General features: G+C 55.5%; 23 protein-coding genes. 13 read left to right on the top strand and 10 right to left on the bottom strand.

Features of this window, described 5'->3' with window-relative positions; genetic code table 11:
- Position 1: 1 nt before the first annotated feature.
- Together GC090_RS03460 and GC090_RS03455 are read right to left on the bottom strand one after the other, a co-directional pair.
- Entirely contained in the window at positions 2-658 is a 657-nt protein-coding gene (locus tag GC090_RS03460; protein ID WP_033739788.1) for a 3-oxoacid CoA-transferase subunit B, read from the bottom strand.
- 10 nt (positions 659-668) lie between these two features.
- Complete coding sequence (locus tag GC090_RS03455; RefSeq protein WP_054633141.1) at positions 669-1,358, bottom strand: 3-oxoacid CoA-transferase subunit A; 690 nt, start codon at positions 1,356-1,358, stop codon at positions 669-671.
- A 186-nt stretch (positions 1,359-1,544) separates the two neighbouring features.
- On the opposite strand from GC090_RS03455, the gene GC090_RS03450 reads away from it, so the two are divergent.
- From GC090_RS03450 to GC090_RS03440, 3 genes are all read left to right on the top strand, one after another.
- Positions 1,545-2,351: an IclR family transcriptional regulator domain-containing protein gene (locus GC090_RS03450; protein ID WP_110268406.1), complete on the top strand. Its 807-nt coding sequence runs from the start codon at positions 1,545-1,547 to the stop codon at positions 2,349-2,351.
- 78 nt (positions 2,352-2,429) lie between these two features.
- Positions 2,430-3,620 (top strand): cystathionine beta-lyase, encoded by a 1,191-nt coding sequence (gene metC / locus GC090_RS03445; protein ID WP_185200142.1) that lies wholly within the window; start codon positions 2,430-2,432, stop codon positions 3,618-3,620.
- A gap of 218 nt (positions 3,621-3,838) precedes the next feature.
- Entirely contained in the window at positions 3,839-4,498 is a 660-nt protein-coding gene (locus GC090_RS03440; protein WP_006118175.1) for a DedA family protein, read from the top strand.
- An 11-nt stretch (positions 4,499-4,509) separates the two neighbouring features.
- Here GC090_RS03440 and GC090_RS03435 read toward each other — a convergent pair whose 3' ends face one another.
- Positions 4,510-5,418 (bottom strand): AraC family transcriptional regulator, encoded by a 909-nt coding sequence (locus GC090_RS03435; RefSeq protein WP_033739797.1) that lies wholly within the window; start codon positions 5,416-5,418, stop codon positions 4,510-4,512.
- Between the two features lie 172 nt (positions 5,419-5,590).
- Here GC090_RS03435 and dkgA point away from each other — a divergent pair, with 172 nt between their 5' ends.
- Both dkgA and GC090_RS03425 read left to right on the top strand, forming a co-directional pair.
- Positions 5,591-6,418 (top strand): 2,5-didehydrogluconate reductase DkgA, encoded by an 828-nt coding sequence (gene dkgA / locus GC090_RS03430; protein WP_006118176.1) that lies wholly within the window; start codon positions 5,591-5,593, stop codon positions 6,416-6,418.
- A 478-nt stretch (positions 6,419-6,896) separates the two neighbouring features.
- Positions 6,897-7,829, top strand: a complete 933-nt coding sequence (locus GC090_RS03425; RefSeq protein WP_033739799.1) for a flagellin N-terminal helical domain-containing protein — start codon at positions 6,897-6,899, stop codon at positions 7,827-7,829.
- Positions 7,830-7,873: 44 nt separating this feature from the next.
- Here GC090_RS03425 and ftsP read toward each other — a convergent pair whose 3' ends face one another.
- The 3 genes from ftsP to parC all read right to left on the bottom strand — a co-directional run bounded on the left by ftsP (position 7,874) and on the right by parC (position 12,507).
- Entirely contained in the window at positions 7,874-9,304 is a 1,431-nt protein-coding gene (gene ftsP, locus GC090_RS03420; RefSeq protein ID WP_039342152.1) for a cell division protein FtsP, read from the bottom strand.
- A 146-nt stretch (positions 9,305-9,450) separates the two neighbouring features.
- Positions 9,451-10,188, bottom strand: coding sequence for a 1-acylglycerol-3-phosphate O-acyltransferase (locus GC090_RS03415; RefSeq protein ID WP_039342149.1), 738 nt, complete (start codon positions 10,186-10,188; stop codon positions 9,451-9,453).
- A gap of 45 nt (positions 10,189-10,233) precedes the next feature.
- The gene (gene parC, locus GC090_RS03410; protein ID WP_033739803.1) at positions 10,234-12,507 is read right to left on the bottom strand and encodes a DNA topoisomerase IV subunit A; all 2,274 of its coding nucleotides are present in this window, start codon (positions 12,505-12,507) and stop codon (positions 10,234-10,236) included.
- A gap of 392 nt (positions 12,508-12,899) precedes the next feature.
- Between parC and GC090_RS03405 the strand changes: the two genes are divergently transcribed.
- The 6 genes from GC090_RS03405 to GC090_RS03380 all read left to right on the top strand — a co-directional run bounded on the left by GC090_RS03405 (position 12,900) and on the right by GC090_RS03380 (position 18,197).
- Entirely contained in the window at positions 12,900-14,462 is a 1,563-nt protein-coding gene (locus GC090_RS03405) for a BglG family transcription antiterminator (protein WP_133745624.1), read from the top strand.
- 18 nt (positions 14,463-14,480) lie between these two features.
- A complete protein-coding gene (locus GC090_RS03400) occupies positions 14,481-14,951 on the top strand; it encodes a PTS sugar transporter subunit IIA (RefSeq protein ID WP_033739808.1) in 471 nt (156 codons plus the stop codon).
- Positions 14,952-14,971: 20 nt separating this feature from the next.
- Entirely contained in the window at positions 14,972-15,286 is a 315-nt protein-coding gene (locus GC090_RS03395) for a PTS fructose transporter subunit IIB (RefSeq protein ID WP_006118182.1), read from the top strand.
- 11 nt (positions 15,287-15,297) lie between these two features.
- Positions 15,298-16,389 (top strand): PTS fructose transporter subunit IIC, encoded by a 1,092-nt coding sequence (locus GC090_RS03390; protein WP_054633136.1) that lies wholly within the window; start codon positions 15,298-15,300, stop codon positions 16,387-16,389.
- Positions 16,390-16,398: 9 nt separating this feature from the next.
- Positions 16,399-17,250 (top strand): class II fructose-bisphosphate aldolase, encoded by an 852-nt coding sequence (locus GC090_RS03385; RefSeq protein ID WP_033739812.1) that lies wholly within the window; start codon positions 16,399-16,401, stop codon positions 17,248-17,250.
- Between the two features lie 86 nt (positions 17,251-17,336).
- Positions 17,337-18,197 (top strand): ketose-bisphosphate aldolase, encoded by an 861-nt coding sequence (locus tag GC090_RS03380; protein WP_006118185.1) that lies wholly within the window; start codon positions 17,337-17,339, stop codon positions 18,195-18,197.
- A gap of 283 nt (positions 18,198-18,480) precedes the next feature.
- On the opposite strand, the gene GC090_RS03375 is transcribed toward GC090_RS03380, so the two are convergent.
- Positions 18,481-19,230, bottom strand: a complete 750-nt coding sequence (locus tag GC090_RS03375) for a transporter substrate-binding domain-containing protein (RefSeq protein WP_369974383.1) — start codon at positions 19,228-19,230, stop codon at positions 18,481-18,483.
- Between the two features lie 175 nt (positions 19,231-19,405).
- On the opposite strand from GC090_RS03375, the gene GC090_RS03370 reads away from it, so the two are divergent.
- Positions 19,406-19,987, top strand: coding sequence for an NAD(P)H-dependent oxidoreductase (locus GC090_RS03370; RefSeq protein ID WP_324020858.1), 582 nt, complete (start codon positions 19,406-19,408; stop codon positions 19,985-19,987).
- 31 nt (positions 19,988-20,018) lie between these two features.
- Entirely contained in the window at positions 20,019-20,327 is a 309-nt protein-coding gene (locus tag GC090_RS03365) for a putative quinol monooxygenase (protein WP_033739815.1), read from the top strand.
- Between the two features lie 65 nt (positions 20,328-20,392).
- Here the strand turns inward: GC090_RS03365 and parE are convergent, their stop codons facing one another.
- The 3 genes from parE to cpdA are packed head-to-tail and all read right to left on the bottom strand — an operon-like array spanning position 20,393 to position 23,749.
- On the bottom strand, positions 20,393-22,288 hold the full coding sequence (gene parE / locus GC090_RS03360; protein ID WP_006118187.1) for a DNA topoisomerase IV subunit B: 1,896 nt from the start codon (positions 22,286-22,288) through the stop codon (positions 20,393-20,395).
- 48 nt (positions 22,289-22,336) lie between these two features.
- The gene (gene yqiA / locus GC090_RS03355) at positions 22,337-22,918 is read right to left on the bottom strand and encodes an esterase YqiA (protein WP_033739817.1); all 582 of its coding nucleotides are present in this window, start codon (positions 22,916-22,918) and stop codon (positions 22,337-22,339) included.
- 3 nt (positions 22,919-22,921) lie between these two features.
- The gene (cpdA, locus tag GC090_RS03350) at positions 22,922-23,749 is read right to left on the bottom strand and encodes a 3',5'-cyclic-AMP phosphodiesterase (protein ID WP_033739819.1); all 828 of its coding nucleotides are present in this window, start codon (positions 23,747-23,749) and stop codon (positions 22,922-22,924) included.
- Between the last annotated feature and the right edge of the window lie 21 nt (positions 23,750-23,770).

The raw sequence follows: 23,770 nt of genomic DNA, 5'->3' as shown, positions 1-23,770 counted from the left end.
CTCAGGCGGTGGTCGCCAGTTCAGGTTGCAGTAAACGCACCGGCGTGACCGCCTGGAGCGCCTCAAAACTCAGTCCGGGGCAGCACTCGACCACCAGCGGACCGTCCGGCGTAATATCAATCACGGCCATATCCGTATAGATCCGGCTGACGCACCCCAGCCCGGTGAGCGGATAGCTGCACTGCTTCACCAGCTTGCATTCCCCTTTTTTCGTCAGGTAGTCCATCATCACGTAAACCTTGCGCGCGCCAATGGCGAGATCCATGGCGCCGCCGACAGCAGGAATTGCATCCTGCGCACCGGTACTCCAGTTCGCCAGATCGCCGCTGACGGATACCTGGTACGCGCCCATGACGCAGATATCCAGATGCCCGCCACGCATCATGGCAAAGGAGTCGCCATGATGGAAAAAGCAGCCGCCCGGCAGCAGGGTTACCAGCTCTTTCCCGGCATTGATCAGCTCCGGATCGGCGTCTTCCGGCGCAGGCGCTGGCCCCATGCCGAGCAGTCCGTTTTCGCTGTGCAGAAAGATTTCTTTGTCCGCAGGCAGATAGTTCGCAATGCGGGTCGGCAGGCCAATCCCCAGGTTAACGTAAGCCCCTTCCGGAATATCGCGCGCCACGCGCTGTGCCAGTTGGTCACGGGTGAGTTTTTGCATTGCCGACTCCTCAGGCTGAAACGGTCAGGGTAACGGGATGGGGAACGCACACCAGGCGCTGGACAAAAATGCCCGGCGTGACGACGTTTTCAGGATCGAGCTGGCCCAGCGGCACCAGCTCTGCTACCTGGGCAATGGTCGTGGTGGCGGCCATCGCCATCACGGGGCCAAAATTCCGCGCCGCTTTGCGGTACACCAGGTTGCCCCAGCGGTCGCCCTGATGGGCTTTGATAAGCGCGAAATCGGCTTTGAGCGGTTTTTCGAACACGTAATGGCGGCCATCGATTTCCCGCGTTTCCTTGCCTTCCGCCAGCGGCGTGCCAAAGGCGGTGGGGGTGAAAATGCCGCCTAAACCGCTGCCTGCGGCCTGCATCCTGGCGGCAAGGTTGCCCTGCGGCACCAGCTCCAGTTCAATCTCTCCACGACGATAGCGCTCATCGAACACCCAGGAGTCAACCTGGCGCGGAAATGAACAAATCATTTTATCAACGCGGCCTGCCTTAAGCAGCGCGGCCAGGCCGCTGTCACCGTTGCCAGCGTTATTGCTGATCACCGTCAGCCCGCGAGCGCCGCTTTCGATCAACGCATCGATCAGTTCCAGCGGCTGACCGGCAGGTCCAAATCCGCCAATCATGATGCTGGCCCCGTCCGGGATGACCGCCACGGCCTCTGCCAGTGTTGCCACACTTTTATTGATCATTAGCTGTTCCTTTAGCCCGGCATCAGCCGGTTGGTAGTGAATAGCCAAAAAGTAGATCGCTCTGTGAGCGCAAACAATACCGATTATCGAAATAGTGTGCGATTATCGGTCACTGGCAAAACCAAATAGCACAATGTGATCGTTCGCACAGTTGCAGGACGATCCAGTTAATCTCGGGAGAAAAGCATGACGGATGACGATCAGACGCTGCGCGGCAGCAGCGATCCCTGGAAAGGGGATCCGAACTTTATGGCCTCACTGGCGCGTGGGCTGGAGGTCTTGCAGGCATTCACCCCACAGCGACGCGTGATGTCCGTGTCGCAAATCAGTCAGCGCACCGGTATTCCGCGCGCAGCCGTGCGGCGCTGTCTGTACACTCTGAGTAAGCTGGGTTTTGTCTATGCCGAAGATGGTAAAAACTTTGAACTGCGTCCGCGCGTGCTCACTCTGGGTCATAACTGGCTGGGCGCCACGCCGCTCGCCAGCGCCTCACAGCCGGTTTTACGCCAGCTGAGCCAGACGCTGAACGAGTCCTGCTCAATGGCGGTGCTGGACGGGGATGACATTCTCTATATCGCCCGCGCGTCCGCGTCGCGCATCATGACGATCGACCTGCATATCGGCAGTCGTCTGCCCGCCAGTACCACCTCCATGGGCAGAGTGCTGCTGAGTGGGCTTGCCGCTGAGCCATTGAACGACTATCTGGCGCGGCTGACCCAGCTGCGTTATACCAGCCACACGCTGGTCAGCAGCAGCGCACTGCGTGAAGAACTGACCCGCGTCCGGCAGCAGGGTTACGCCATTAACGATCAGGAACTGGAAATCGGTCTGCGTTCGCTTGCCGTGCCGCTTTGTGGCGCGGACGGACGCATCGTGGCCGCTCTGAACGTCGGCGTCCATGCCGGACAGGTTTCTGCGGATACGCTGCGTCAACACCATTTGCCGCTACTGCAGGAGGCCGCACGGGAAATCTCCCTGTTGCTGCGCGAATAATCTGTGTTGCCCCTCAACGTCATCGCCGAATTCGTGCTAACGTGAAGGCTCAGGTGCAAGCGGCAAGGCAGGGAGTTCATGACCACAAAAAAAATTGATACCACACTCGTCAGCGCAGGACGCGATAAACGTTATACCCAGGGTTCGGTGAATGCGGTCATTCAGCGAGCCTCGTCGCTGGTTTTCGATACCGTTGCGGAGAAAAAACGCGCGACCGCAGGGCGGGCAAAGGGCGAACTGTTTTATGGTCGTCGTGGCACGCTGACCCACTTTGCCTTGCAGGACGCCATGACAGAGCTGGAAGGCGGCGCGGGCTGTGTGCTGTATCCTTGCGGCGCCGCAGCGGTCTCTAACGCTATTCTGGCGTTTGTTGAAGCAGGCGATCATGTGCTGATGAGCGGCGCGGTGTATGAACCAACCCAGGATTTCTGCACCAAAATTCTTGCTAAACTTCAGGTCTCCACCACCTGGTTTGATCACGGCATCGGCGATGCGATCGCCACCCTGATTCAGCCCAACACGCGCGTGGTGTTCCTGGAGTCGCCCGCCTCCATCACGATGGAAGTGCAGGACGTTCCCGCCATTGTGGCGGCGGTGCGCGCAAAAGCACCGGACGCGATTATTATGATCGACAACACCTGGGCGGCGGGCGTGCTGTTTCGTCCTCTTGCGCTGGGCGTGGATATTTCGATTCAGGCTGGCACCAAATACCTGATTGGTCACAGCGATGCCATGATTGGGACCGCCGTCGCCAATGCCCGCTGCTGGGATCAACTGCGCGAGAACAGCTACCTGATGGGGCAGATGGTGGATGCCGATACCGCCTACATGGCCAGCCGGGGGTTACGTACGCTGGGCGTACGTCTGCGGCAGCATGAAGAAAGTGCACTTCAGGTCGCGGAATGGCTGGCCGCCCGCCCGGAGGTCGCCAGAGTGAATCATCCGGCGCTGCCCTCATGCCCCGGTCACGCCTTCTGGCAACGCGACTTCAGCGGCAGCAGCGGATTATTTTCGTTTGTGCTGAAAGAAAAACTGAGCCGCGAGCAGTTAGCGATGTATCTTGATCATTTTCAGCACTTTAGCATGGCGTACTCATGGGGCGGTTATGAGTCGCTGATTTTAGCCAGTCAACCCGAAGAGCTGGCGGCTATTCGCCCGGCGGGCGGCGTTGATTTCAGCGGTACGCTGGTACGGCTGCACATCGGTCTGGAACATGTGGATGATTTACTGGTTGATCTTGACGCGGGTTTTGCACGCCTGACGCGCTAAAAGAGTAAACCTGATATAAACCAGATACAGACCCGTGTGATATATCGACAGGCCACAGCCAGATAGATGTTAAAATTCTCTTAATATAAAAGTGTTCAGCGAGCAGAAGAACCCCCGCAGGTTAAGGTTGTCGCCCACTCTGGGGCAGGCGACAACCAAGAGGTCAGGCCGATCTGAACACTATAATTCAGCATGATTGTGACGTAATGGGATAGCTAATGGGTGTTTTACATGAGATTGTGCACGCGCTTTGGCATCAAGACTTCGCCGCGCTGGCCAATCCGGAAGTGGTATGGATCGTCTACAGCGTGATGTTTATGACGCTATTCCTGGAAAATGGTTTACTGCCCGCCTCTTTTCTGCCCGGCGACAGTCTGCTGCTGCTGGCTGGCGCGATGGTAGCCAAAGGCGTGATGGATTTTTTCCCCACGCTTTTGATCCTGACCACCGCCGCCAGTCTGGGCTGCTGGCTCAGTTACCTGCAAGGCCGCTGGCTGGGTAATACCCGACTGGTTAAGAGCTGGCTGATGCAGCTTCCGGCACAATATCACCAACGCGCATGGAATATGTTTAATCGTCATGGCCTGATGGCGCTGCTGGTGGGACGTTTTCTGGCCTTTATTCGTACCATTTTGCCAACAATGGCGGGCATTTCCGGCCTGAAGAACAGCCGTTTTCAGCTGTTTAACTGGCTGAGCGGTCTGCTGTGGGTGGGCATTGTGGTGACGCTGGGTTACGGCATCAGCCAGGTGCCGTTTATTAAACGGCACGAAGATCAGGTGATGGCTGTCCTGATGGTATTACCGATGGTGCTGCTGGTCGTCGGGCTGGTTGGCAGCATCGTGGTTATCTGGAAAAAACGTCGTCAAAGAGCCTGACCACGCGTGCGTCAGGCGGGCGGTTCGGCCACCGTCTGACGCACCCGATTCACTTCCTCACCCGGCGTCACGCCAAAGTAGCGCTTAAACTCCCGCGAAAACTGCGACGGACTCTCATAACCGACGCGCACCGCCGCGACGCTGGCTTTCAGGCCATCCTGCAGCATCAGTAAACGCGCCTGATGCAGGCGATAACGCTTGAGATACTGCAGCGGCGACGTCTGCGTCACCGCTTTGAAATTATGATGAAACGCTGAGACACTCATGTTCACCTCTGCCGCCAGCGTGTCCACGCTGAGGTTGTCGGCATAGTGATTCTCTATACGGCGCAGTGCCCGGGCAATCTGGCTGAACTGCGTCTGACGACTCACCAGTGACAGCAGTGCCCCCCCAATCGGCCCGGTCAGCACATAGTAAAGAATTTCCCGCACAATCTGTGGCCCCAGCACCCTTGCATCACGAGGCTGGGTCATCACATCCAGCAGGCGTTCTGCCGCACACAGCATCGGCTCTGTGAGAAAGGCAGAGTGAATGCCCGAGGTCAACGGCTGAGGCTGAAACCCTTCGTCATCACCGATGTCCATCAGCAAATCCTGCAGGCTGGCCGTATCTACGCGCAGGCACATCCCGGCCAGAGGCTGCTCGGGTGACGCCCAGGTTTCACATTCGACCGGGAGCGGCACGGTGAGCATCAGGTATTTTGTGGCGTCGTACTGAAAAACCGTACTGCCCAGATAACCGGTTTTGCTGCCCTGAAACAAAATGACAATGCCGGGCTGATACATGATGGGCTCACGCGGTCGGTGCTGCCCCGCATAAATCAGTGAGACATTTTCCACCGGACACAGTTGTTCGCGTCCGTTCGTCATCAGCGTGACCACCTGTTGAGCCAGCCGCTGACACAGTAAGTCGTGGGGCATCATCACTCCTGAAAATTAAAAGCGCAGTTTGCCGCGCGCCTGGTTAAATCGCCAGCAAAATGGAGGATCAGGCAGGGTTATCCTCGCCTGTTCGCAGGCAGCCTGAAAATTGTTAGCTAGACTTAAGCACAGCGAAGACTCACTGGTTTACTGCAAATGTAAGGAGCAGGATATGGCAGACCAACCTATTATCAAACTGCACGACGGTAACATGATGCCACAGCTTGGACTTGGCGTGTGGCAAGCCAGCATGGAAGATGCGCGCAACGCCGTGCTGAAAGCGCTGGACGTTGGCTATCGTTCAATTGATACCGCCGCCGCGTACAAAAATGAAGAAGCGATTGGTCAGGCGTTACAGGAAACCGATGTCGCGCGTGAGGATATTTTTATCACCACTAAACTGTGGAATGCTGACCAGCAAAATGTCCAGCAGGCACTGGAAACCAGTCTGCAAAAACTGAAGCTGGAGCAGGTAGATCTGTATCTGATGCACTGGCCGTGCCCGGAGAAAGATCAGTACGTTGATGCCTGGAAGAACATGATTGCGATGCAGCAACAGGGCCTGGTCAAAAGCATCGGCGTCTGTAACTTCAACCAGCCGCACCTGAAACGTCTGCTGGAAGAAACCGGTGTAACCCCGGTGATCAACCAGATCGAGCTGCATCCGATGCTGCAACAGCGCACGCTGCATGCCTGGAACGCCATGCACCAGATTCAGACCGAGTCCTGGAGTCCCCTGGCTCAGGGCGGCGAAGGCGTATTCGATCAGGAAATCATCAAGTCTCTGGCCAAAAAATACGGTAAGACGCCGGCGCAAATCGTTATCCGCTGGCATCTGGACAGCGGGCTGGTGGTTATCCCGAAATCCGTCACGCCGGCACGCATCGAAGAAAACTTCAATGTGTTCGATTTCCGCCTGGATAAGGCAGAAATGAGTGAGATTGCCCAGCTTGATACCGGTAAGCGTTTAGGTCCTGACCCGGATACGTTTAACGGCTAATACGGGCGCATCGGACCCGATGCACGCCTCATGCAGGCCTCTCCTCCGGGAGGGGCTTTTTTACGGTTAGCGCCCACGCAAAATGTTAAACGTCCTTAAAATGTATGACAAAACGCATAATAATTACGCAACGCCTTTCTGGGCAGTGCGCGGCGCAGGGCAAAAAAACCCTTCCCTGACCGAAATCCCCCTGTCTTTCCGCTCTGCTAAATCAAATTTTTTGCGCTGAACGCTGACACCTTAATTCCGCCCTGTATTTTGTTTTTTAAATCAAAAACTTAAAATTCAAATCACCTCACCTTACCTTGTTATAACAGGTAAAATTTTGCAACACACCGAAGCCGCTCCGCTTTTGTGAAAACGTCGTTGTGCAGGTAATACTGTTTTCTGTCACACCTGTCGCGTGATCCCGGCTACCACCATTGAACGTCATTTCACGGTTTTCAGAACGTTAAGCGACTTAACCAGGGAGCGTATCATGTCGGTTATCAATACCAATATCGTGTCGTTGATCGTTCAAAACGATCTGTATAACTCTCAAAATGCTTTATCGACCGCCATTGAGCGCCTGTCTTCAGGTTTGCGCATTAACAGTGCGAAAGATGATGCGGCGGGAATGGCGATTGCTAATCGTTTGACCTCAAACATCGACGGCATGACGGTAGCGGGCAGAAATGCCAATGATGCGATTTCGCTATCACAAACCGCTGAAGGGGCGCTCTCCACGATTAACGACAACCTGCAACGCATACGTGACCTGACGGTGCAGGCGCAAAATGGCAGCAACTCCGCTGCGGATATCGACTCTATTCAGACAGAAGTGAATCAGCGAATGGAGGAGATTAACCGTATTACCGCACAAACGAATTTTAACGGCATTAGTATGCTGAATACCGGATCGGGCTCGGCTGCGTATCGCTTTCAGGTCGGTGCGGAAGACGGCGAAACGATCACGATCGATCTGGATGCCAGCGACAGCTATAACCTTCTGAAAGCGGGTACCACCGGCTCAACACTTAATATCCGGCAAATGACCTCAGGAGATACCGTAAATGGCGTGGCCCGTACGGTTGCGGCAGAAGGCTTTGACGTTTTAAAAGGGGATGTTACCGGCGGAGCAAGTGGAACCGCGACAGACGGTACGCCTTTGGCCGATCTCGATCGGGCGATTAAATCCGTTGATAGTCAGCGTAGTATGCTGGGTGCCTATGAGAACCGCTTTCAGTCGGTTATCGCCAACCTGAACAATATGGTCACAAACCTTACCTCTGCCCGTAGCAGGATAGAGGACGTAGACTACGCTGCGGAGGTATCGGCGATGTCACAGGCGCAGATTTTACAGCAGGCCGGTACCGCCATGCTGGCCCAGGCAAATCAGATGCCCCAACTGATGTTGCAGCTTCTGCGCTAGCCAAACGCAAAAGCTGAAAGCCCTGCCCGGCACAGTCTGCTCCGTTATGCCGTGGCAGGCTGCACCAGCAGCTGACCTGCCGTTCCCCGATCCGCCAGCTCCAGCGTCTGACTGTAATAGACAAACGGGAAATGGTCTGAAGAGCTTTGGGTAAAGTTGACCAGCAGTTCGACCTCGCCGTCCACCCAGACGGTGTCTTTCCAGCCCCGGTCTTCCCCCATCGACTGCGCACCGTTCACGCTCTTAATCAGGAACATTACACCCTGAATATGCAACGATTGCGGACGATCGGCACGGATAATCCAGCGCTCAAATGTGCCCTGCTGCGCGGTGGTATCAATGCGGTTCATATCCCACACGGCACCGTTGATGCCGGGCATACTGTCGCCAATACGAAACTCCCGGGTACGCACCGAAGCGCCGTCCAGAATCTGATCGGCCAGTAAACGCATTGGCAGGTTATCCGTCACCAGCGGCAGCAGGCCAGTGGGGCGAAGCGTGAGCACCAGCGTTGAGGTCAAAATCGTCGAAGGCTCGAAGAAACCGCGCAGGCGATCCATGATGCCAGCCGCGGTGCCCGCTGTAATGGAGACCTCATCCCCTTGCGACATATCCACCAGAACTTCGCGCCGCTCACCGGGAGCCAGCGTTAGCCGCTGTACCGCTACCGGCGACGGTAAAAAACCCTGATCGCTGGCGATGACCGTAAACGGTCGGTTATCGCTGATGCTGAGTTCGTAACGTCGGGCATTGGAGGCATTGAGCAACCGCAGGCGCACCCAGCCGCGTGATACCTCAATAAACGGATTGCGTACGCCATTAACCAGCAGCGTATCGCCCAGGAAACCGCCGTCAGCGGGTGGGTCATAAACCGGTGTCGCAAAATTATCCAGCCGCTTGTCCTGAATGATCAGCGGAAAGTCATCCACGCCATAGTGTTTTGGCAACGGAAGCTGCTTACTGAGGTCGTCCTCGATCAGCCACATGCCCGCCAGGCCGTTATAGACGTGCGGTGCCATGCGGTTTGGCGTGTTGGCGTGATACCAGCAGGTGGCGGCGTTCTGACGAATCGGTAACACCGGTGCCCAGTCGACGCCCGCTGACATCATCCGCGGCGCGCCGCCCATCAGTGCCCCTGGCACCTGCAGGCCGCTGACGGTCATCGAAACCGGTTCATTGAGGCGGTTGCTGTAGATCAGTTTGACATCATCGCCGCTGTAAACACGGACAGTTGGCCCAAGGTACATGCCATTGATGCCCCAGACCGGCACCTTGTTATTGTCACCGTTAAACGACCAGTGGCTGCGCTGTAAGGTCAGAAACAGCGGCTGACCCCGGCGGGATTCGATCAACGGCGGAACGGGAAGCGGCGTGTCACCACGTAAGGAAGCGGCACGTGCCGCATGCGGCATTACCGTGGCACTGAGCGCCACACCGGCAGAAAGCTGGATAAACTGACGTCTGCTGAAAGACATGAAATTTCAGACCTTTTACGCGTGGCGCTGAAACGCCAACCCTGTTTTTATTGCTGTCATTGCTGTGCTGCTTTCACGGCGAGCGACGCAGGACGTCACTCGCCGTGGGGCATCCATGCAGAATAGTCCGACAACGGATTTGTCGGTTAGATTTTACCGTTTTTTTCGCGTTCTTCGACTTCGGCGTTAAGCTCTTCCAGCTTCGCCGCCATCAGTTCACGACAGTGGGTAGCCAGTTTGCGCACAGACGACGACTCAAATTGTTTGACGTCTACCGGCGGCAGCATTTCCACAATCACCAGGCCGTTTTTCAGGCGGTTGAGGTTAATTTTATTATGCGTATTGGACACCACAATCGGGATGATCGGGACGCCGGCCGCCACCGCAGCGTGAAACGCACCGGTTTTAAACGGTAATAATCCCCGCCCGCGACTGCGCGTACCTTCAGGAAACATCCAGAACGAAATCCGTTTTTTATTGAACTGCTCGACCAGCTCGCCAATGGTGCCGTGAGCTTTGGCCCGGTTGTCACGGTCAATCAGCAGATTACCGGTCAGCCAGTAAAGCTGGCCAAAGAACGGTATCCACAGCAGGCTTTTTTTCCCCACGGTCACGGTGGTGGGCTGCACAATTTTAGCGGCCGTCACCATATCGTAGTTGTTCTGGTGATTAGCGATATAAATCGCATTACCGTAATTATCCGCGCCCTCTGGGCGACGAAGTTCAACCTTCAGACCAAACAGCGTCGATAATTTGCCAAACAGATGACCAAAGGTGGCGACGTGACGCGGATTGCGCGGCGAGAACAGACACCAGATGCAGCCAAATACACAGACCAGAATCGAATAAATTACCACAATAATCGTGCGTAATATCAGTAACATAGCTTCCTCAATGTAACACGGCTGGCGATGAACCAGCCGGATGAATTACGCGTCGCTGTCAGCGCTGTCAGGACGTGCCGGGGCATCCAGTTCGACCCGATCAATTTTTTGCAGACCGCGCGGTAACAGCGTGCCACGGCGACCCCGATCGGCACGGAATTTCTGCAACTCTTCACTGCGCAGCAACAGCTTGCGTTTACCGACGTGCAGCGTAATCGCGCTGCCTGGTGGCAGAATCATGAGCCAGGCCAGTTTATCCGTGCCCGCCGCGGCATCTGCCGACGGAATCGAGATAATCTTGTTGCCCTTGCCTTTCGACATTTGCGGCAACTCGCCGACCGGGAACATCAACATCCTGCCCGCCTGGGTGATCGCTAACAGCATGTCGTCTTCATGATGCACAGCCATCGGCGTCATGACGCGCGCATTCTCCGGCAGGGTCAGCAGCGCTTTGCCCGCACGGTTGCGCGAAATCAGATCGTTGAAGGTGCAGATAAAGCCATATCCGGCATCCGAAGCCATTAGCAGGCGCTGCTCTTCCGGCTCCATCAATACCTGTTCAACAACCGCACCCGGTGGTGGCGTCAGTTTACCGGTCAGTGGCTCGCCCTGGCCGCGTGCCGACGGCAGCGAGGTGGGATCCAGCGTATAGCTGCGGCCAGTGGAATCGATAAAGGCCACAGGCTGATTACTCTTGCCGCGTGCCGCCGCCAGGAAGCTGTCACCGGCTTTATAGCTCAGGCCCGCCGGGTCAATATCATGTCCTTTGGCGCTGCGCACCCAGCCCATCTGCGACAGAACAATCGTAACCGGCTCAGACGGAACCAGCTCGGTTTCGCTGAGCGCTTTGGCTTCCTCACGTTCACGCAGAGGCGAACGGCGATCATCACCAAAACTGTTGCTGTCTGCCTGCAGCTCTTTTTTCAGCAGCGTATTCATTTTGCGTTCAGAGGCCAGCGTCGCCTGCAGCTGATCGCGCTCTTTTTCCAGTTCGCTTTGCTCACCACGAATCTTCATCTCTTCCAGCTTCGCCAAATGGCGCAGCTTGAGTTCAAGAATCGCTTCGGCCTGGGTTTCACTGATCTCAAAGCGCGACATCAGCACTGGCTTTGGTTCGTCCTCGGTACGGATGATGTGAATGACTTCATCAATATTAAGGAAGGCCACCAGCAAACCGTCCAGGATATGCAGACGGCGCAGCACGCGTTCTAAACGATGATTCAGACGGCGACGAACAGTATCGCGACGGAACACCAGCCATTCAGACAGGATTTCCAGCAGGTTTTTCACGGCCGGACGGTTATCCAGTCCGATCATATTCAGGTTGATACGGTAGCTTTTTTCCAGATCGGTCGTGGCGAACAGGTGGTTCATAACCTGATCCAGATCGACACGGTTTGACCGGGGCACAATCACCAGGCGAGTCGGGTTTTCGTGATCGGACTCATCACGTAAATCCTCGACCATTGGCAGCTTCTTATTGCGCATCTGGCTGGCAATCTGCTCCAGTACCCGGGCACCGGACACCTGGTGCGGCAGCGCGGTGATCACCACCTCGCCGTCCTCTTTTTTCCACACCGCACGCTGGCGAATCGAGCCGCGCCCGTTCTGATAGATTTTGCGAATCTCGTCGCGTGGCGTAATGATTTCGGCTTCGGTCGGGAAATCCGGCCCTTGCACAATCTCCAGCAGCGCATCCAGGCTGGTTTTCGGATCGTCAATCAGGGCGATAGCGGCCTGCGCCACTTCGCGCAGGTTATGCGGCGGAATATCGGTTGCCATGCCCACCGCGATCCCCGTGGTGCCGTTCAGCAGAATGTTTGGCAGGCGCGCCGGCAACATCTTCGGCTCCTGCATCGTGCCGTCAAAGTTTGGCACCCAGTCTGCCGTGCCCTGCCCCAGCTCACCCAGCAGCACTTCGGCATACTTCGACAGGCGAGACTCGGTATAACGCATGGCGGCGAAAGATTTAGGATCGTCAGGTGCCCCCCAGTTTCCCTGGCCATCGACCAGCGGATAACGGTAGGAGAACGGCTGTGCCATCAACACCATGGCTTCGTAACAGGCGCTGTCACCATGAGGATGGTATTTACCCAGCACGTCACCCACGGTACGGGCCGATTTTTTAAATTTGGCGGTAGCGTTAAGCCCCAGCTCCGACATGGCATATACAATGCGGCGCTGGACGGGTTTCAGGCCGTCGCCAATGTAAGGCAACGCACGGTCCATGATGACGTACATGGAGTAGTTTAAGTACGCATTCTCAGTAAACGTATGCAGGGCAAGACGCTCTGCACCATCCTGCGTCAATTCGCTCATTAAGTCCTCATCCTCACATCGTGACCCGCAACGGCGGATCACCCGGCGGTTGTTTGGCGAGGATAGTACCTTATTCGTGGGTATTAGTCACAGTCCTGGAGCGGGCTGGTCACTCTTTTTTCCCTGTTTTCCGGTCGCCGAAAAAACCGCACCGGTAAAAATCCCCGTGCGCTTATTTTTAATAGTTTGTGACCTTCCTCGCAATTAATTATCAGCTTATTTATAGCGTATTAATCCTGTCCCGTTCCCGGGACAACATTTAGTATTGTTGCTTTTTCTTTCACCACCTAAATTCAATTTCAGCGACATATACCGGTTTTATTTTATGCCCTGGTTGGATTTAACGAATTGCCACTTAAGCACCGCTAACGAAATAATAGACGGGTGACTGAATGCAAAATCTGACTTCACGACAACACCGATTACTGAAATTACTGTTACAGGCGGGCACGCCGCTGGCGTTGGCGCAATTAGCCCAACAGTTAACCGTTTCTGAAAAAAGTATTTATCGGGATTTACAAAGTCTGGAACCCTGGCTGCATGGCTGGCAGGCGCAACTGGTGAAGCTGCCTGGCCGCTGTGTGGCGCTGGAAACATACGATCATGAACAGCGGCTGCGCTTGCAGCAGCATGTTGCCAGCGACGATAACTGGTCTGCGGGCTTAAGCAACAATGCGCGGCGGGTAAAAATCCTGTCCCAGTTGCTACGAGACGCGCCACGTGAAACCTCGATCAGTAAGTTATCTGAACGTTATTTCATCAGTCACGCTTCGATTGTTAATGACCTCAAGGTGATTGAAGAGTGGTTGCAACCGCTGGCGCTGGAGCTGGTCCGTAGCCAGAGCGGCACGCATGTGGCAGGCAGCGAACAGGCACTGCGCCAGGCCATGGTTTTGCTGATTAACGACGTTATGCAGCATAACACGGGCAGCAATATGGCCCTGCCGCGGCTCGACCCCGGCAGTTATCAGGCGCTGATCCACTATTTCGGCGAAGAGGACGTGGCCTTTGTGCAGCGCTTACTGCAGCAAATGGAGCAGCAGCTTGGCTACCCTTTGAGCGATGCGTATTACCTCAATCTGTCCACCCATATTCTGATCATGATTCACCGTATGGCGCAGGGCAAAGCCTTGTCCCTGCCGCTGGCTCTGAGCGCGTCAGAAATGGACAACCGCATTCTGAAGATTGCCCGCCAGATGGTAGTACAGATTGAACAGCGGCTGGGGCAATCCGCGCCCGCGGATGAAGTGGGATTTATTTATCAATATATTATTTCATCGGGCATTGTAGTCGAAGAACGCGGCAGCCACATGCTATCGCACTCTCCTTTTTCAAATGCAGCATCGCGCAATATTACGCTCGAATTAATTCATTGCTTTTCCGCATTCATCCAAAAGGATCTGTCGACCGATTCTTTATTATTTGAAGGTTTGCTATTCCATATTAAGCCGCTACTTAACCGGCTTAAATATCATATTACGATTCGCAATCCCTTACTCGATGACATAAAAGCGGAATTACAGGATATTTTCACGCTGACCCAACGCGCCATGCAGGTAACGGCCGAGCGGTTTCATTATGGGCCAATCGCTGACGATGAGATCGGTTATCTGTGCGTGCATTTTCAGGCCGCGCTTGAACGGCAAATCGCCCATAAACGTATTTTGCTGGTGTGTTCCAGCGGCGTCGGCACGTCGCATTTGCTGAAAAGTCGCATCCTGCGCGCCTTTCCGGACTGGATTATCGTGGGCGTTATTTCGGCCAGCACGCTGGACGACTTTTGTCAGCAGGAGCCGGTGGATCTGGTCATCTCCACCATTCATCTCGATATCAGCACCTTGCCCACCGTGTATGTTACTGCGTTTTTTAACGACGACGATATTCGCCGGGTGACGGACGCCATGATTGGTCGCCAACTGCCACAGGCCGCAACGCGCGCACTGGCAGAACATTAACTGAATGAGGTCTGATTAATGGATATTTCTCGCATTCTCACGCCACGCCGCGTCAATCTCAATCTGCAGGCCAGCAGCAAAGAAGCGGCCATTATCGAACTGACGGAGTTGCTGTTCAGCGACGGTGCCATTAGCGATAAAGAGGCCTTTATCCGCGATGTCTGGCTACGCGAGGCGGAGGGATCGACCGGGTTTGAGAATCATATCGCCATTCCTCACGGTAAGTCCTCTGCCGTTAAGCAAACCACGCTGGCCATCGGGCGCAGCCAGCAGGATATCCCCTGGGAGACGCTGGATGGCAGCAAGGTGCGCTGCATCATCCTGTTTGCCGTGCGGCTGGAAGATCAAAACACGACCCATATTCGCCTGCTGTCACAGGTGGCCAGTGCGCTGGCCGATGATGAGGTGATTGCGCAACTGCTGGTGGAAAACGATCCCAGCGAAATCATTCGGCTGTTTAGTCAGTACGCCGAAACCGACCTCTGTTAACCCTGGAATCCGAGGTAATCATGAACATTGTCTGTGTTGCCGCCTGTACGGCGGGCATCGCGCATACCTACATTGCGCGTGAAAAAATGATCAAAGGCGCTCACGCCCTTGGCCACACCATCCATGTGGAAACGCAGGGCACCATCGGGACAGAAAACGCCCTGGATGCCGAAACGATAGCGGCAGCCGACGTGGTGATCCTGGCGGTGGACGTGAAGATCACAGGCGAGGAACGTTTTCGGGGCAAACCGATCGTGCGGGTGAAAACCGAAGTGGTGATCAAGTCGCCCATCAAGTTTCTGGAAAAAGTGGCGGATTCACTGGCGCGTGCCTGAGGAGATCCACAATGAACGCTAACAAAAGCCAGTACGGGCAAGCGATCAAAGGCCATCTGTTAACCGGGATCTCCTGGATGATCCCGCTGATTGTCGCCGCCGGGATCTGCATTGCGCTGGGTCAGGTGATTGGCGGGCCCGATGTGGGTAAACATCCCGGTACGATCGCCTGGATGCTGAACCAGATCGGTGGCTGGGGCATGGGCTTAATCGTCCCGTTGATCAGTGCGGCTATCGCTTACTCGATTGCCGACAGGCCGGGCTTCGCGCCGGGTTTGATCGTCGGGTTTATCTGCGGACAGATTGGCACCGGCTTTATCGGCGGCATCCTGGGTGGCTTCCTGGTGGGTTACACGGTGATTTTGCTGCGGCGCAGTATCCGGTTGCCACAGTCGATGCAGGGGCTGATGCCGATCATGGTCTTGCCCGTACTGAGCACCATCATTGCCGGGCTGCTCATGATGACGTTTATCGGTCAGCCCATTGTCTGGCTGCAAAAGGCGCTGATCGCCCTGCTGGAATCAATGCAGGGGGGCTCTAAGTTCATCATGGGGGCGATTCTGGGGGCGATGGCGACCTTTGACTTCGGCGGGCCGGTCAATAAAACCATGTCGCTGTTTGCGGATGGCATGCTGGTGGACGGCATTTACGGGCCGGAAGCGGTCAAATTTGCCGGTTCGATGATCCCGCCCTTTGGCATCACGCTCTCCTGGCTGCTCACGCGCCATAAGTACACCCGCGCGGAAAAAGAAGCCCTGAAAGCGGCCTTCCCGATGGGGATCTGCATGATCACCGAAGGTGTGATCCCCATTGCCGCACGCGATTTGTTCCGGGTCGTCGGGAGTTGTGTGGTTGCCTCAGCCGTTGCCGGTGGCCTGATCATGGTCTGGGGCGTGGAAGCGCCGGTGCCTCACGGCGGCATGTTCGTCGTACCGCTGTTCACCAAACCCGGGTTGTTCTGCCTGGCGCTTGGTATCGGCACCACGATCTGTGGCGTCATGCTTTCGCTGCTGAAAAAGCCCGTCACTGAAGCCGACGAAGAGTTTGACGACGTGGAAGATCACACCGTTCGCGACGACGACATTAAATTCACACTGGAATAAGGAGTGAGTATGTACGCGGCAATGAACGACCTGATAAGCCAGGCTGCGCAGAAAAAATATGCCGTTCTGGCCATCAACTGCTTCAACCTGGAAAGTGCCCGGGCGGCGGTTAAGGCGGCGGAGCAGCAGCGTGCGCCCCTGATACTGAATGTGTATCAAGGCCATAGCCGTCATTTTCCGCCAGCCATCGCGGTGCCGCTGGTGCAGGCGCTGGCGGCAGAGGCCAGCGTACCAATCGCGCTGGCGCTCGATCATGGCAAGGCCTTTCCGCTGATTGGCCAGGCCTTTCGCGCAGGCTTTACCGGGCTGATGATCGATGCTTCGGCGGAGCCGCTGGCCGAAAACATTCGTCAGACGGCCCGCGTGGTCGACATGGCCCACACCGCCGGGGTTTGCGTCGAAGGTGAACTGGGCCATATCGCCGATGCGCCCACCTACGCGCTGGCCGACGCGGCGGTCAAAATGACCCAGGTGGCGGATGTCCTGCCGTTTCTTGAGCAGACCCATATCGATCTGCTCGCGGTTTCGGTTGGCACCGCGCATGGGCTTTATCCCGCTGGGGTGCAGCCGACAATCGATTTCCAGCGTCTGGCAGACCTGCACGCGGCCTCATCGCGCCCGCTGGCGCTTCACGGCGGCAGTGGCACGCCAGCGGACGATATTCGGCGCGTCAGTCAGCACGGCGTCGCCAAGATTAACGTTGGCGCGGCGGTATTTGAAGCCGGTAAACAGGCGCTGCACCAGGCGCTTAAACACCCTCCCACCACCGAACTGCCGGACTTACTCGCCCTGATGGAGTCCGCCTGTTGTGAAGTCGTCAGTGACTATCTGAGCTGGTCTGGCTCCGCCCGCCAGGCCTGATGGCTTTCTGCTGTAACCCGGTGCGCGTCACTGAACGTCAGCGCAGGGCAACCCTTTGTCATAAAACAAGCTGAGGAAGATTTAACATGTTGATTTCTATGAAAGAGATGTTAAGACCCACCCGTCAACATCGCTTTGCGATTGGCGCCTTCAATGTCGCTGACAGCTGTTTTATCCGCGCGGTCGTGGAAGAAGCCGAAGCCACTCAAACCCCGGCCATTATCTCGATTCATCCCAGTGAACTGGAATTCGTCACCGATGCATTTTTTGGCTATGTGCGGGAGCGCACACTGAAAAGCAGCGTGCCGTTTACGCTGCACCTGGATCACGGTGCATCGGTGGCCCATGTGCTGCGCGCTATTCAGTGCGGTTTCACGTCGGTGATGATTGACGGTTCCCTGCTGCCTTACGAAGAAAACGTGGCGCTGACGAAAGAGGTGGTGAAGCTGGCCCATGCGGTGGGCGTGTCGGTTGAGGGCGAACTGGGGACGATTGGCGATACCGGGACGACCGTGGAAGGCGGCGTGAGCAAAGTGATCTACACCGACCCGGCTCAGGCCGAAGACTTTGTGCAGCGAACCGGCGTGGATACCTTAGCGGTCGCCATCGGCACCGCGCATGGTATCTATCCCAAAGATATGAAACCGGAATTGCAAATGCATATCCTGCGCGACATTTCACAGCGCGTTTCCATTCCACTGGTGCTGCATGGCGGCTCGGCGAATCCCGATGCCGAAGTGGCCGAGGCGGTGACGCTGGGCGTGGGTAAAATCAACATCTCCAGCGACATGAAATATGCCTATTTCCAGAAAGTGCGTGAAGTGTTAACCCGTGAAACCTGGTGGGATCCGAACGTAATTTATCCCGAAGCGATTGAGGCGGCAAAAGCGGTCATTCGCTACAAGATGAATTTGTTTGGTGGGCTGGGTAAAGCGTCGTTGTATTAAGCATCTTCGCTTTTGATTCAGACAACCGCACCGTGGCGTTTCAAAGCCATCTGACAGGAAGTCGGAGCAGGCAATCCGCAGCGCTGAACAGAGCGATAAAACCAGGATTTGCCCGCAGGACGCGGGCAAAAAACGGAGTCGGTACAGGCTGTATCGTCTCCGTCAGTCCGTCAGGCTGAAGCGCGACGTGAAGGCACGCGACAGCGACGTGAGGACGCCCGCTCAGAAACCCTGTCGGATGGCGTGTACAGCGCTGCAAAAAAACTGAGCGCACAAAACATGATTACTTCATCACGCCCATCCACTGCTGCGCAATCTTCGCATATTCTCCCGTGGCCGTGCTCAGGTGTAGCCACTGATCGACATACTGTTTCCAGCTCATATCATCACGCGGAAGCATATAGGCCTTCTCGCCATACTGAAGCGGTTTATCCGGATTGAGTGCGCACAGGGAAGGGAAGCGTTTTTGCTGATACAGCGCCTCTGAGGCATCGGTAATCATCACATCGGCTTTGTTATCCACCAACTGCTGGAAAATGGTGACGTTATCGTGAAACAGCGTTAACGCCGCCTGAGGAAGATAACTGTGCACAAAGGCTTCGTTCGTCCCGCCCGCGGGTTCGATTAACCGGACGCCGGGTTTATTTAGCTGGTCAACCGTCTGATACTTCGTTTTATCCGCGCAGCGCACCAGCGGAATTTTGCCGTCCACGCCAAGCGGCTGAGCAAACCAGGCGGTTTGCTGGCGCTTCAGCGTAACCGATACGCCACCCAGTGCGATATCACACTGTTTCGCTAAAAAGTCCTGCATCAGGGTTTTCCAGGTGGTAGGTACCCATTGCACTTTCGCTCCCAGTGACGCCGCCAGCGACTCCGCCATGCTGATATCCAGCCCTTCATAGTGGCCATCGGGTTTCAGAAAGCTGTAGGGCTTGTAGTCCCCGGTCGTACAGACTTTCAGGGTTTTGGTGTTGAGCACGCTGTCCAGACGCGACTGGGCCTGGGCAACGCCAGCCACCAGCAGTAAAGTCATTATGAGTGTTTTCTTCATCATTCTTTTTTTTCGGAGGTGAGTTTGCGCCGTTATGGTGACATAACCTTACGGGTTATTGCGCTAATCGCAAAAGTGTTGTGATCATTCTCGCATTTTTCTCCCGCGCGTCGCGGCCTAAGCTACTCCCCATAAACGCATACGGGAGACACGCTTAATGAGCTACATTTTAATTATCGATGGTGGTAAAACTTTCGCCCATTCTAAAGGTGAACTGAATCATACGCTGACCGACGTGGCCGCCAGCCAGTTGCGCGATCTGGGCCATGAGGTGACCGTTACCGTCGCCGACAGTGACTATGTTGTGGCAGATGAGATCCAAAAATATCTCGACAGCGATGTCGTGATTTATCAGATGCCAGGCTGGTGGATGGGCGAACCCTGGACCGTGAAACGTTATATTGACGAAGTCTTTACGGAAGGCCACGGCAAGCTGTATGCCAGTGATGGTCGCACACGTTCAGACAGCGAGAAAAAATACGGTTCTGGCGGCCTGCTTCAGGGCAAAAAATATATGCTTTCCCTGACCTGGAACGCTCCGCTGGAAGCCTTTACCGATCCTGAGCAATTCTTCGAAGGCGTCGGCGTGGATGGCCTGTACCTGCATTTTCACAAGGCTAATCAGTTCCTTGGAATGGAAGCCTTACCGACGTTCATCTGTAACGACGTGATCAAGCAGCCTGATGTGCCGCGGGATATTGCTCGTTATCGGACGCATCTCAGCGAAATTTTTGCTTAAATAGACTTTCCCCCCGAAAGAGGAAACGTGAATGTTAACCGTCGTTGCTGAAATTTGTGTGAAGCCAGGCTACCGTCAGAAAGTACTGGAGGCGTTTCATCAGGTGATCCCGACCGTGCTGGAAGAAGAAGGCTGCCATCAGTACAGCGCGCTGGTCGATCATCAGGCGCAGGTGCCGTGGAAACACAACTCACCCGATTCGATTTTCATGCTGGAGCAGTGGGAAACCCTGCGTCATCTCGACCAGCATCAGCAAATGCCGCATATGGAAGCCCATCGCGCTGCCATTAAAGAATACGTGACAGACGTAAAAATTCTGGTGCTGGAACCCGGCCAGTAATTTCTGCTACGCTGACACGAAAAAGCCCCGGTACAGGCCGGGGCTTTTTGCAGCGGGTAACCGACTCAGACTTCGATATCGGCCTTGTCGCCTTTTTCCTGTAACCAGTTGCGGCGATCTTCAGAACGCTTCTTCGCCAGCAGCATGTCCATCGTCCGCAGCGTCTGCTCAATATCGTCGTCACTGACGGTAAGCTGAACCAGACGGCGGGTATTCGGATCGAGCGTGGTTTCACGTAACTGAAGCGGGTTCATTTCACCCAGCCCTTTAAAGCGCTGAACGTTCGGTTTGCCCTTCTTACGCTTTAACTGCTCCAGTACGCCCTCTTTCTCGTCTTCATCCAGCGCGTAATACACTTCTTTGCCCAGATCGATACGATAAAGCGGCGGCATCGCTACATAAACGTGGCCGTTTTTTACCAGCGTACGGAAGTGCTTCACGAACAGCGCGCAGAGCAGCGTGGCAATGTGCAGCCCATCTGAGTCGGCATCGGCGAGAATACAGATCTTACCGTAGCGCAGCTGCGTCAGATCTTCGCTGTCGGGATCGATACCGATCGCCACAGAGATATCGTGCACCTCCTGTGAGGCCAGCACTTCATCCGACGAGACTTCCCAGGTGTTCAGGATCTTGCCTTTAAGCGGCATGATCGCCTGGTATTCGCGGTCGCGTGCCTGCTTGGCTGAACCGCCCGCCGAATCCCCTTCCACCAGGAACAGTTCGGTTTTATTCAGATCCTGTGCTGTACAGTCTGCCAGTTTTCCGGGCAACGCCGGGCCGCTGGTCAGCTTTTTACGCACGACCTTCTTCGCCGCGCGCATCCGGCGCTGGGCGCTGGAAATCGCCAGCTCTGCCAGCTGTTCTGCCGCCTGCACGTTCTGATTCAGCCACAGGCTGAAGGCATCTTTGACCACGGCTGACACGAAGGCGGCGCACTGGCGTGAAGATAAGCGCTCTTTGGTTTGACCGGCAAACTGCGGATCCTGCATTTTGACCGACAGCACATAGGCACAGCGATCCCAGATATCCTCGGCGGACAGCTTCACGCCACGCGGCAGGATATTGCGGTATTCGCAAAACTCACGCATGGCGTCCAGCAGGCCCTGGCGCAGACCATTAACGTGTGTCCCACCCTGCATGGTCGGGATCAGGTTCACATAGCTTTCGGTCAACAGCTCACCGCCTTCCGGCAGCCACAGTAACGCCCAGTCCACCGCTTCGATATCGCCTGCAAAGGCACCCACAAACGGTTTTTCCGGCAGCGTCGGCAGGCCGTTTACGGCTTCACACAGATAATCTGTCAGGCCATCTTCGTAACACCAGCGCTGCTCGGTATTGTTGAGCTTGTCTTTAAAGACGATTTCGACACCCGGACACAACACGGCTTTCGCTTTCAGCAGGTGAGATAAGCGGGAAACCGAGAAACGCGGGCTGTCAAAGAAGTGTTCGTCCGGCCAGAAATGGACGCTGGTGCCGGTGTTGCGTTTGGCAACCGTGCCGGTGACGGTCAGATCCTGCACCTTTTCACCATTTTCAAAGGCGATAGTGTAGATCTCGCCGTTACGGCGCACATTCACTTCAACGCGTTTGGACAGGGCATTAACCACCGAAATCCCGACGCCGTGCAGGCCACCGGAAAACTGGTAGTTTTTATTGGAAAATTTACCGCCCGCGTGCAGCCGGCACAAAATGAGTTCAACAGCCGGAACGCCTTCTTCCGGGTGGATGTCCACCGGCATGCCGCGCCCGTCGTCGATGACTTCCAGCGACTGATCGGCATGCAAAATCACCTCTACCCGTTTGGCATGGCCCGCCAGTGCCTCATCGACGCTGTTATCAATGACTTCCTGACCCAGGTGGTTAGGGCGCGTCGTATCGGTATACATTCCCGGGCGACGGCGAACCGGCTCAAGGCCAGTCAGGACCTCAATGTCACCCGCATTATAGCTTGATTGACTCATGGTAACTGTCTGATTAGATGAAGAAAATGGTTGCGATTTCCACGTTGCTCAAGCGTGATTCAGGCCCAGAAAGTCCAGAATTTGCGGGAAATGGCGCTCGAATCCAGTAAATGCATGATTTCCGCCCTCTTCAACCGTATGACGGCACGCGCTGTAATAGTCGAGTGCCTGGCGGTAGTCGAGCACTTCATCGCCGGTTTGTTGCAGCAACCACAATAAATCAGGCGCTTCCAGCGGATCAACTTGCATCACTTTCAGATCGTAAATGTGGCGAGACTCTAACACATATTGCTGACCGGTGTAGGGATTCTGATTTTCACCCAAAAAATCCACCAGCAACTCAAACGGGCGAACGGCGGGATTGACCACCACCGCCGGCAGCATAAAACATTGTGACAGCCAGGTGGCGTAGTAGCCGCCCAGCGAAGAACCGACGAGGCCCAGCTGTCGTCCGCTGTGGCTGAGCACGATATCTTCCAGCATAGCTGCCGCATCCGCAGGAAACGTTGGCAACTGCGGCACAATCATCTCAATATCGGGATGATGCTGGCTCAGCCACTGTTTAAACAACGTCGCTTTTGCTGAACGCGGTGAGCTGTTAAAGCCGTGCAGATAAAGCAGCGCCTTCATCCGTTAATATCCTTCAGCATCCAGATCGGGGCGAAAAGCCTGTGTGGTGAGTCGGTTGACTTCGGTCTCAAGCTGACCGTCATTGTGCAGCGTAAACCAGCGCCAGCCGGGCGCAACGGTATCGATGGTAAAGCTGGTACAGTGCGGTTTGAACTGCACGCAGGTCGACGGCGTTGCCAGCACACGGCGGCCCTGCCACGGTACATCCATTTCCTGATGAATATGGCCGCAGACCAGCGTTTTTGCCAGCGGATAGTGCTGCAACACGGCGTCTAACTGATGCGGATTGCGCAGGCTGTGTTGATCAAGCCAGGTGCAGCCCGACGCTAAAGGATGATGGTGCAACAGCACCAGCGTATGGCGCTGCGGATAACGGGCAAGCGTGGTATTCAGCCACTCAAGCTGGTAGTCACTTAACATGCCATGGGGCACGCCGAAGACCTGGCTGTCCAGCAGAACAACCTGCCAGTGATCGCCTAACAGCACATGCTTGTGTGCGTTAATGCCGGCCTCTGCCAGCGTATCGACCATCGCAGGTTGAAAATCATGATTCCCCGGCAGCCAGACGCAAGGTTTAGGCAGGCGCGAAATGCCCTCAACAAAATGCTGATAGGCTTCGACTGAGTGATCCTGAGAGAGATCGCCGGTGGCAACGATAAGATCATAATCACGCTGCTGCGCGATGATCGCATCCAGTACCGCGTCATAACTGGCCCAGGTATTCACCCCCAGCAGGGATTCGTGTTTTCCTGCGAACAAATGCGTGTCCGTTACTTGCAGAATCCGAACCTCAGATTCTGTTGTCGCAGGAAGAGTTAGCAGGCTATCCAAAGCGTTTCCTTCGTCTCTACG

This window comes from Pantoea sp. JZ29 (assembly GCF_035190385.1).
Lineage (GTDB): Bacteria > Pseudomonadota > Gammaproteobacteria > Enterobacterales > Enterobacteriaceae > Pantoea > Pantoea stewartii.
Note: the sequence above shows the minus strand (reverse complement) of the source record. Positions and strands in the feature narration are given on the sequence as shown.